This is a genomic window from Photobacterium sp. OFAV2-7 (assembly GCF_022347985.1).
Lineage (GTDB): Bacteria > Pseudomonadota > Gammaproteobacteria > Enterobacterales > Vibrionaceae > Photobacterium.
The window spans coordinates 1-9,321 of the sequence record NZ_JAKRFQ010000098.1; the positions used below are offsets into that span (position 1 = coordinate 1).

Annotated in this window: 11 protein-coding genes; all 11 read left to right on the plus strand. The window is 51.9% G+C overall.

The features are described from left to right. Window positions 1-7: 7 nt before the first annotated feature. The 11 genes from rpoE (at window position 8) to acpS (ending at window position 9,080) form a co-directional block, all read left to right on the plus strand. Window positions 8-586, plus strand: coding sequence for an RNA polymerase sigma factor RpoE (gene rpoE / locus MHN01_RS08185; protein WP_075763110.1), 579 nt, complete (start codon window positions 8-10; stop codon window positions 584-586). Between the two features lie 25 nt (window positions 587-611). Beyond that, the gene (locus MHN01_RS08190; protein WP_239410900.1) at window positions 612-1,259 is read left to right on the plus strand and encodes an RseA family anti-sigma factor; all 648 of its coding nucleotides are present in this window, start codon (window positions 612-614) and stop codon (window positions 1,257-1,259) included. Between the two features lie 12 nt (window positions 1,260-1,271). Beyond that, complete coding sequence (gene rseB, locus MHN01_RS08195; protein WP_239410902.1) at window positions 1,272-2,261, plus strand: sigma-E factor regulatory protein RseB; 990 nt, start codon at window positions 1,272-1,274, stop codon at window positions 2,259-2,261. Next, window positions 2,258-2,755 (plus strand): SoxR reducing system RseC family protein, encoded by a 498-nt coding sequence (locus MHN01_RS08200; protein WP_239410903.1) that lies wholly within the window; start codon window positions 2,258-2,260, stop codon window positions 2,753-2,755. Before rseB ends, MHN01_RS08200 begins: the two co-directional genes overlap by 4 nt. A 78-nt stretch (window positions 2,756-2,833) precedes the next feature. Continuing rightward, window positions 2,834-4,630: a translation elongation factor 4 gene (lepA, locus tag MHN01_RS08205; protein WP_075763106.1), complete on the plus strand. Its 1,797-nt coding sequence runs from the start codon at window positions 2,834-2,836 to the stop codon at window positions 4,628-4,630. A 136-nt stretch (window positions 4,631-4,766) separates the two neighbouring features. Further along, on the plus strand, window positions 4,767-5,666 hold the full coding sequence (gene lepB / locus MHN01_RS08210; RefSeq protein WP_239410904.1) for a signal peptidase I: 900 nt from the start codon (window positions 4,767-4,769) through the stop codon (window positions 5,664-5,666). Window positions 5,667-5,676: 10 nt separating this feature from the next. After that, complete coding sequence (gene rnc, locus MHN01_RS08215) at window positions 5,677-6,351, plus strand: ribonuclease III (RefSeq protein ID WP_239410905.1); 675 nt, start codon at window positions 5,677-5,679, stop codon at window positions 6,349-6,351. Next, entirely contained in the window at window positions 6,348-7,253 is a 906-nt protein-coding gene (era, locus tag MHN01_RS08220) for a GTPase Era (protein ID WP_239410906.1), read from the plus strand. Before rnc ends, era begins: the two co-directional genes overlap by 4 nt. Window positions 7,254-7,261: 8 nt before the next feature. After that, entirely contained in the window at window positions 7,262-7,972 is a 711-nt protein-coding gene (recO, locus tag MHN01_RS08225; RefSeq protein ID WP_075763102.1) for a DNA repair protein RecO, read from the plus strand. Then, window positions 7,969-8,700: a pyridoxine 5'-phosphate synthase gene (gene pdxJ, locus MHN01_RS08230; protein WP_239410907.1), complete on the plus strand. Its 732-nt coding sequence runs from the start codon at window positions 7,969-7,971 to the stop codon at window positions 8,698-8,700. The genes recO and pdxJ overlap by 4 nt, the downstream gene beginning before the upstream one ends. Then, window positions 8,700-9,080, plus strand: a complete 381-nt coding sequence (acpS, locus tag MHN01_RS08235; RefSeq protein WP_239410908.1) for a holo-ACP synthase — start codon at window positions 8,700-8,702, stop codon at window positions 9,078-9,080. Before pdxJ ends, acpS begins: the two co-directional genes overlap by 1 nt. The last annotated feature ends 241 nt before the right edge of the window (window positions 9,081-9,321 follow it).

The window sequence follows — 9,321 nt, forward strand, 5'->3', positions numbered from 1 at the left end:
CGCTCGAATGAGCGAGCAGCAAACTGATCAGGTATTAATTGAGCGGGTACAGCGTGGTGACAAGCAGGCATTTAACCTGCTGGTGGTTAAATACCAAAATAAGGTATGTAGCCTTGTGGCCCGATATGTCAGCAACTCCGGTGACGTGCCGGATGTCGCTCAGGAAGCGTTCATAAAAGCGTATCGTGCTTTGCCGACATTTCGTGGCGAAAGTGCGTTTTACACATGGCTGTACCGAATTGCCGTCAATACGGCGAAAAACTATTTGGTTGCCCAGGGACGCCGTCCGCCGGCGTCAGATGTCGATGCTGAAGAGGCTGAATACTACGAAAGTGGAAATGCCTTGAAAGAAATATCGAACCCTGAGAACCAAATGTTGTCAGATGAATTGAAGCGGGTAGTCTTTAGTACCATTGAAGCATTACCGGATGATCTCAAAACAGCAATCACATTGCGCGAGCTGGAAGGTTTGAGCTATGAAGAAATTGCAGAAGTCATGGGATGTCCGGTTGGTACGGTAAGATCACGTATTTTCCGTGCACGAGAGGCGGTCGAAAAACGGATTCGTCCTCTAATGCAGCGATAAATGTTAAGCCAATACGGTGAAAAAAATGGCTGATAAACAAAAGATTTCGGCACTATTAGATGGTGAAGAACTGGATCAGAGCATTATTAATGCCTTGGCCGTTGATGATGACAGCCAGCAAACTTGGCAGAACTTTAATCTGATCGGTGATGTAATGCGGGGGGAAGCGCCGCAAAACAAGGATTGGGATATTGCTGCGAGCGTGGCAATGGCGTTGGAAAACGAACCGGCCCATACCGGCGTATCAGAGCCAGCGGAAGTGGTTCAGCTGGCTACGGTACGCGAGACCGTCGAGCCGCAACCGACACCGCAACAGGCAAAACGCACCCTGCCAGCTTGGTTGACTCAGTTCGGCCAGGTGGCTGTCGCGGCCTGTGTCTCTTTGGCAGTGATTGTCGGTGTTCAGCAGTACAACGGTGGTGACGATAGCGTCGTCAGCAACCCTGCTGATTCACAGATCCCGGTATTACAGACCATTCCTTTTGCCGGTACGGCCGAACCTGTTAGTCTGACCCGAGATTCTGTGCGCAGCAATAGCCATGCCGCGCCGAGTGAAGCCCAAGTGATGGAGCAGCGACGCCGTATTAATGCGATGCTCCAAGATTATGAACTTCAACTGCGTTTGAATGCCGAAGATGGCAGTATTGATAAAACTTTGTTAGAAACAAACTGATCTGGCGGATAAATGAGAAAGATTCTGGTCGGTGTAGTGACACTGGTCAGCCTTATGATGCCATTGCAAGCCTCTGCGGAAGACTCAGTTTCTTCTGCAGAGGCTTTGTTGCATCAAATGGATGAGGCTAGCCGTGGGCTCAGCTATGAGCTGTCGTACATACTTATCAAGAAAAACAGTATTGAGCCGTTACGTTATCGCCATACCTTTGAAGACGGCGAGACATACGCGCACCTGGTTTACCTGAGTGGTCCGCCGCGAGAGGTTATCCAGCGGGGCAGCGAGGTGAGTTATTTTGAACCGGGTCTCGATCCGTTCACCATCAACAGCAATAAGATGGTTGCACCTTTGCCGCCGATCATGAAGTCAGACATTGAGGAGCTGGCGCAGTTCTATGATTTCATTTCAATGGGGCGGGCCCGGGAAGCGGGGGTTGCCTGTGATGTCGTTCGTATCGCACCGAAAGACGGGGCGCGTTATTCCTACCTGATATGGATTGATACCCGGAGCAAGTTGGTAATGCGGGCCGACCTGCTGGATCGTGACGGCGAGCCGCTTGAGCAGTATCGTGCCGTTTCCTATGTCGTAAACCCGAAAGTCGGGGATGTATTGAGAAGCTTGAAAACCGTCGAGCTGCCTGCGGTGGTCAAATTGCCTCCGCAGCCTCAGGCGGAGCTGAGCTGGCATGCCAACTGGCTGCCTCAGGGGTTTGAGTCGGTATCCCGTAACCGTCATCGCCTGATGATGACCGAGCGTCCGGTTGAGAGCAAAATGTACAGTGATGGCCTGTTTAGCTTCTCTATCTATGTCTCGTCTGCCGACAGTTTTACCGTCAGGGAGCAGCTGGTACGCCAGGGGCGCAGAACTCTGCATAGCTACCTGCTCAAGGACAAAGAAGTGACTGTGGTTGGCGATATTCCACCGGCAACAGCCCGCCGTGTGGCCGAGTCTGTCGCGTTTCTGACTGGCAAGGCCAACCCTGCAGGAGAAACAACGCCATGATGCGTTCATTGGCGACGGTAATAGCCGTCGAGCCCGGTGTCATTACGGTGACCTGTCAGCAGCAGACCAGTTGCGGTCACTGTGCGTCACGTGATAGCTGCGGAACCGGTATTGTCAGCAAGGCGGTGCCGGGGCGTAGTCATCTGGTACAAATAGCGACCCAGACTCAGGTATCGGTTGGCGAAGTCGTCGAAATCGGCTTGCCCGAGCAAAGTATGTTGCATTCGGCAGTACTGGTTTATGTGCTGCCTTTGCTATCCTTAGTGCTGGGAGCAGCACTCGGGCAGTGGTGGTTTATTGAATTGGCCGGTGGTGGTGAGCTGGGAGTGATCCTGACAGCAGTGTTGAGCGCGGCCGCAGGCTTGTTGCTGGCACGTCGTCTGGCCAAGCGTCTGGAAGGCAATTCGGCCTATAAACCGAACCTGATTCGGGTGTTGGGCAACCCCATATCTGCCGACAGTACAATAAATGCCGCATCGAAAGATAGCGACTAGCCGTTAAATTCGGTAGAATCTGTCAACTTGATCTGTAGATCCCATTCATTTTTAATCACGAGTTAGTCACGCCAATTCATGAAGCACATTCGTAACTTTTCGATTATTGCACATATCGACCATGGTAAGTCGACCCTATCTGACCGCCTAATCCAAGTCTGCGGCGGCCTTTCCGATCGTGAAATGGAAGCGCAGGTTCTGGACTCCATGGACCTTGAACGCGAACGCGGTATCACCATCAAAGCCCAGAGCGTGACGCTCGACTATAAGGCGAAAGATGGTGAGACTTATCAGCTTAACTTTATCGACACCCCGGGACATGTTGACTTCTCCTACGAAGTTTCACGTTCTCTGGCAGCCTGTGAAGGTGCGCTGCTGGTGGTCGATGCCGGTCAGGGGGTAGAAGCCCAGACGCTGGCCAACTGTTACACCGCCATTGAGATGGAACTGGAAGTCGTGCCGATTTTGAACAAAATCGACCTGCCGGCTGCCGATCCTGAGCGTGTTTCAGAAGAAATTGAAGAAATCGTCGGTATCGATGCACTGGAAGCGACCCGTTGTTCGGCGAAAACAGGCTTGGGTGTCGAGGATGTTCTGGAGAATATCGTCTCGGCGATCCCTTCACCGGAAGGTGATCCTGACGCGCCGCTACAGGCACTGATCATCGACTCATGGTTTGATAACTACCTGGGTGTTGTCTCATTGGTTCGTATCAAAAATGGCGAACTGAAGAAAAACGACAAGATCAAGGTCATGAGCACCGGCCAGGTTTGGGGTGTAGACCGTATTGGTATCTTCACGCCGAAGCAGGTTGATACCGATATCTTGCGTACCGGTGAGGTTGGCTGGGTTGTTTGTGGTATCAAGGACATCCTGGGCGCGCCGGTGGGCGATACCCTGACGCACGCCAAGCACGGTAGCGAAGAAGCACTACCTGGCTTTAAGAAAGTGAAGCCTCAGGTTTATGCCGGCCTGTTCCCGGTATCATCTGATGACTATGAGAACTTCCGTGATGCGCTGGGCAAGCTAAGCCTGAACGATGCGTCACTGTTCTACGAGCCGGAAAACTCGGCGGCACTGGGCTTTGGTTTCCGCTGTGGCTTCCTGGGGATGCTACACATGGAAATCATCCAGGAACGTCTGGAGCGTGAGTACAACCTGGATCTGATCACTACGGCACCGACAGTGGTGTACGAGGTTAAGAAGACCAACGGCGAGCAGATTTATGTTGATAGCCCGGCCAAGCTACCGGCAGTCAACGACGTCGAAGTTATGGGTGAGCCGATTGCCCGCTGTAACATTCTGGTACCGAGCGAATACCTGGGTAATGTGATCACCCTGTGTGTTGAAAAGCGTGGTGTTCAGGTGGATATGGTTTACCACGGTAACCAGGTTGCCCTGACCTACGATATTCCGATGTCGGAAGTGGTACTGGACTTCTTTGACCGTCTGAAATCAACATCTCGCGGTTATGCATCTCTGGATTATAACTTCCAGCGTTATGAAGAGTCTGACATGGTTCGTGTCGACATTCTGCTTAACGGTGATCGTGTCGATGCACTGGCCATTATCACCCATAAAGATAATGCCCAGTACCGCGGTCGTGAGCTGGTTGAGAAGATGAAGGAATTTATCCCTCGCCAGATGTTCGATATCGCGATCCAGGCAGCCATCGGTAACCACATCATTGCGCGATCGACTGTAAAACAGCTACGTAAGAACGTAATCGCGAAATGTTACGGTGGTGACGTAAGCCGTAAGAAGAAACTGCTACAGAAGCAGAAAGAAGGTAAGAAGCGTATGAAGCAGATCGGTAACGTCGAGCTGCCTCAGGAAGCATTCTTGGCGATTCTGCATGTAGGTAAAGACAAGTAAGTAACGACTTTACTCATTGTCATTGCCTCAGAAAGCATACCAATGGCCGGAGGCAACTCCGGTGTTCTGAAGCAAGTGTCAATGAGCAGTGCAGCAAGGGTTTCTTGCTGCACTGTTACATTTATTAGGGATTAAAATGGCTAATACTTTTTCGCTAATTCTGGTACTGGCGACGCTGGTAACCGGGATCATTTGGGCATTGGATAAATTTATCTGGGCGCCGAAGCGCCAATTGAAAATTGAAGCTGCCGCCGCAAATGCCGGCGATCAAGTCGATGCTAAAACCCTGCAAGCCGTAGCACCGCAACCGAGCTGGGTGGAATCAGCCAGCTCGATGTTTCCGGTGATTGCGCTAATTATGGTATTTCGCTCTTTTATTTATGAGCCGTTCCAGATCCCATCCGGTTCGATGATGCCAACATTGCTTGTTGGTGACTTCATCCTGGTTGAGAAATATGCCTACGGTCTCCGTGATCCTGTTTTCCGTTACAAGCTGGTTGAAACGGGCGAGCCGGAGCGTGGTGATATTGTGGTCTTTAAGTTTCCGCCTCAACCCCAAATTGACTACATCAAGCGCGTAGTCGGTATGCCGGGCGACACGGTGCGTTATAGTGCCCACAAACAGATTTGTGTGGCACCCAAAGGGGCGACCGAGTGTAAGCCGGTGCCGCTGGAAAATATGACGGACAGCGAGTTCAGCCAGGGCATGACGCGTTTGGTTCAATTTAACGAAAAGCTGGGCGAACATGAGCATCAGATCCTGGTGCATCCACTGAAGCGTGACCGTACGTTAGCCTACCAGCCGCGTCCGGGTGTCAGCGAGTGGGTTGTACCTGAAGGACAGTACTTCGTTATGGGTGATAACCGCGACAACAGTGCAGATAGCCGTTATTGGGGCTTTGTGCCTGAAGCCAACCTGGTTGGCAAGGCGGTCGGGATCTGGATCAGCTTTGAGTTTGAACGAGGTGCTGACAGTGCACTTCCATCTTGGATTCCTACCGGTGTGCGCTTTAGCCGCATCGGTGGCATAAACTGATCGGGATAAAATGACATCTCCTGCAAATAGACTTCAGCGTAAGCTGGGTTACCAATTTAAGAATATTGATTTAATGACCCTGGCACTGACACATCGCAGTGCCAACGGGACGCATAACGAACGCCTGGAGTTTCTGGGCGACTCAATCCTGAGTTTCGTTATTGCTGATGATCTCTACCACCGCTTCCCGAATGTGGATGAAGGTGACATGAGCCGGATGCGTGCCACCCTGGTCCGTGGCAAGACCCTGGCTGAGCTGGGTCGTGAGTTTGATCTGGGTGATCACTTGCTGCTTGGTCCGGGCGAGCTCAAAAGTGGTGGTTTCCGCCGTGATTCCATCCTGGCTGACTGCGTGGAAGCGATTATCGGCGCCATCTACCTCGACAGCGATATCGAAGTGGTTCGCAAGATCGTGCTGGACTGGTACCAGTCGCGTTTGAATACCATCAAACCGGGTATCAACCAGAAAGATCCGAAGACACGTCTGCAAGAGTGCCTGCAGGGGCGTCGCTTGCCGCTTCCAGCATATACTGTAACTAAGGTACACGGTGAGGCTCACAACCAAGAGTTCACGGTACAGTGTGAAGTGACGGGCCTGGATAAGCCTGTTATCGGTAAGGGCGGCAGTCGGCGCAAGGCAGAGCAGGCAGCGGCAGAGATTGCGCTTAAGCAGTTGGAATCATGACAGATAAACAGCATTGCGGCTTTATTGCCATTGTCGGTCGACCGCATGTCGGCAAATCGACCCTATTAAACCGTCTGGTTGGCCAGAAACTGTCAATCACCTCGCGCAAGCCACAGACTACGCGCCACCGTATTATGGGGGTCGATACCCGTGACGGTTACCAGGCTGTGTACGTGGATACGCCGGGACTTCATATCGAAGAGAAACGTACGATTAATCGCCTGATGAACCGTGCAGCCAGCAGCTCACTGACGGATGTCGAGCTGGTTCTGTTTCTGGTTGACGGTACGATGTGGACCAACGATGACGAGATGGTATTGAACAAGCTGGCGAAGAGTCAGCTGCCGACGGTACTGCTGGTCAACAAGGTCGATAACGTTAAGGACAAGCACGAGCTGTTCCCGCATCTGGAAGAACTCTCTCGCAAGATGGAGTTTGTCGATGTGGTGCCGGTATCAGCCAAGCACGGTACCAATGTCGATGCGGTAGAAAAAATCGTTCGCCAGCACCTGCCGGAAGGGGAGTACTACTTCCCGGAAGAATATGTAACCGATCGTTCCCAGCGCTTTATGGCGTCGGAAATTATCCGTGAGAAGCTGATGCGCTTCCTGGGTGACGAACTGCCTTATTCCGTGACGGTTGAAATCGAGCGTTTTGATTATAATCCGCGTACCAATGGCTTTGATATCAACGGATTGATTCTGGTTGAGCGTAAGGGCCAGAAGAAAATGGTGATCGGTAAAAATGGCGAGAAGATGAAAGTCATCGGCCGTGAAGCCCGTATTGATATGGAAGAGCTGTTCGAGCGCAAGGTATACCTGGAACTGTGGGTCAAAGTGAAGTCGGGCTGGGCAGATGACGAACGTGCACTGCGAAGCCTGGGTTATATTGACGACCTGTAAGGGACACCATGGAGGGACTACAGCGCTGTTTTGTCCTTCATACTCGTCCTTATAGTGAGACGAGCCTGATCCTTGATGTATTTAGTGAAGAATCAGGCCGTGTCACTGTCCTATCGAAGGGAGCGCGCCGCAAGCGCTCCAATCTCAAAGGCACATTGCAGCCTTTCACTCCACTGTTTATGAAATGGTCAGGCCGGGGCTCGATGCCTGTGCTGACCCATGCCGAGCCGATCAGTATCGGGTTGCCGATGCGCAGCTATATTCTGTATTCTGCGATGTACGTCAATGAAGTGTTGGCCCGGGTACTGGAAAATGACACGCCTTATCCGGTGTTGTTTCTGGATTATCTGAATGTGCTGCGGGAGCTGGCACAAGCTGATAATCCAGAGCCGGCATTGCGGCGTTTTGAACTCGCCTTACTGCACCATCTTGGTTACGGCATTGATTTTCTTCATTGTGCCGGTAGCGGCCTGCCAGTCGAAGACACTATGACTTATAACTACCGTGAGCAGCGCGGCTTTATTGCCTCGATGGTGAAAGGCCAGCTGTCGTTTACCGGTAGCCAGTTAAAAGCCATTGCGGCGAGGCATTTTGAAACCCCGGACCAGCTCCGGGCAGCAAAACGCTTTACACGTATAGCATTAAAGCCGTATCTTGGCGGAAAACCATTAAAAAGCAGGGAATTGTTTATCCCTAGAGGAAGGAGTACCGGAAAATGAACAACATCTTACTCGGCGTGAATATCGATCATATTGCAACATTGCGAAACGCCCGAGGTACTCGGTACCCTGATCCGGTGCATGCCGCAGAGGTGGCCGAGCGTGCGGGTGCCGACGGCATCACAATCCACCTGCGCGAAGACCGCCGCCATATCAATGATCGGGATGTTCGAATTTTGCGCGAAACCATCCAGACCCGTATGAACCTGGAAATGGCCGTGACTGACGAGATGGTCAAGATTGCGCTGGAAACCAAGCCGGAGTTTGTCTGTCTGGTACCGGAAAAGCGTGAAGAGCTGACAACGGAAGGCGGTCTGGATGTTGCCGGGCAGCTGGAGAAAATCAAGGCTGCGACTGCCAAGCTGACAGAAGCTGGTATTAAAGTATCCTTGTTTATTGATGCCGACCGTGAGCAGATTGATGCGGCGGTAGCCTGTGGTGCGCCGTATATCGAGCTGCATACCGGCCATTATGCCGATGCCGAAACGGAAGAAGAGCAACAGGACGAGCTGAAGAAAATTGCCGCGGCGGCCAGCTATGCTGACGATCAGGGTATCAAGGTTAATGCCGGCCATGGCTTGACTTACCACAACGTGAAGCCAATTGCGGCACTGCCAGAGCTTTATGAACTCAACATCGGCCACTCAATCATTGGTCGTGCAGCATTCGATGGTCTGCAAAAAGCCGTTGCCGATATGAAAGCTGAAATGCTGGATGCCCGTCGTTAATGGCCATCTTGGGCCTTGGCACTGATATTGCCGATATTGAGCGGGTCGAAAAGGTCTTAGCCCGCTCTGGTGATGCGTTTGCCGAGCGGGTGCTGTCGCCTTCCGAGCAGGCTATATTCCATAGCCTGAAGTTGAAGGGGCGCTACCTGGCCAAGCGGTTTGCCGTCAAGGAGGCCGCATCCAAGGCGCTGGGGACAGGGATTGCCTGCGGGGTAAGTTTCCATGATTTTACCGTCAGCAATGACGAGCGTGGCAAGCCTATTTTGACCCTGTCGGGCAAGGCCGCCGAACTGGCCGAGGCGATGGGGGCGACCCATGTTCACCTTACAATCGCTGACGAGAAAAAGTATGCGGTTGCGACGGTGATTTTAGAAAGCTAGCTTTTTAAGATGCTACAAGAAGCGAGTTACGTTTTGGGAAGTGGGAAAGAGCGCTAACACTCATGTGTAGCGATGAATAGTTCCCTCCCTTTTTGAAGGGGAGGGTTAGGGTGGTGTACAGACCGGATACATCATTTGCAAAATAAACCGGAAACATAGTTTACATAAGTTACAGACTACATAGGCAGGAGGACTGTCTATGGCTTGGAATGAGACTTGTGTAATGGATTTAAAAATATCT

What these genes read in the sequence shown, in the direction of transcription:
- rnc (WP_239410905.1), top strand. Translation starts at nt 5,677, where the DNA reads ATGACATCTCCTGCAAATAGACTTCAGCGTAAGCTGGGTTACCAATTT.
- lepA (WP_075763106.1), top strand. Translation starts at nt 2,834, where the DNA reads ATGAAGCACATTCGTAACTTTTCGATTATTGCACATATCGACCATGGT.
- recO (WP_075763102.1), top strand. Translation starts at nt 7,262, where the DNA reads ATGGAGGGACTACAGCGCTGTTTTGTCCTTCATACTCGTCCTTATAGT.
- rseB (WP_239410902.1), top strand. Translation starts at nt 1,272, where the DNA reads ATGAGAAAGATTCTGGTCGGTGTAGTGACACTGGTCAGCCTTATGATG.
- MHN01_RS08190 (WP_239410900.1), top strand. Translation starts at nt 612, where the DNA reads ATGGCTGATAAACAAAAGATTTCGGCACTATTAGATGGTGAAGAACTG.
- rpoE (WP_075763110.1), top strand. Translation starts at nt 8, where the DNA reads ATGAGCGAGCAGCAAACTGATCAGGTATTAATTGAGCGGGTACAGCGT.
- lepB (WP_239410904.1), top strand. Translation starts at nt 4,767, where the DNA reads ATGGCTAATACTTTTTCGCTAATTCTGGTACTGGCGACGCTGGTAACC.
- acpS (WP_239410908.1), top strand. Translation starts at nt 8,700, where the DNA reads ATGGCCATCTTGGGCCTTGGCACTGATATTGCCGATATTGAGCGGGTC.
- era (WP_239410906.1), top strand. Translation starts at nt 6,348, where the DNA reads ATGACAGATAAACAGCATTGCGGCTTTATTGCCATTGTCGGTCGACCG.
- pdxJ (WP_239410907.1), top strand. Translation starts at nt 7,969, where the DNA reads ATGAACAACATCTTACTCGGCGTGAATATCGATCATATTGCAACATTG.
- MHN01_RS08200 (WP_239410903.1), top strand. Translation starts at nt 2,258, where the DNA reads ATGATGCGTTCATTGGCGACGGTAATAGCCGTCGAGCCCGGTGTCATT.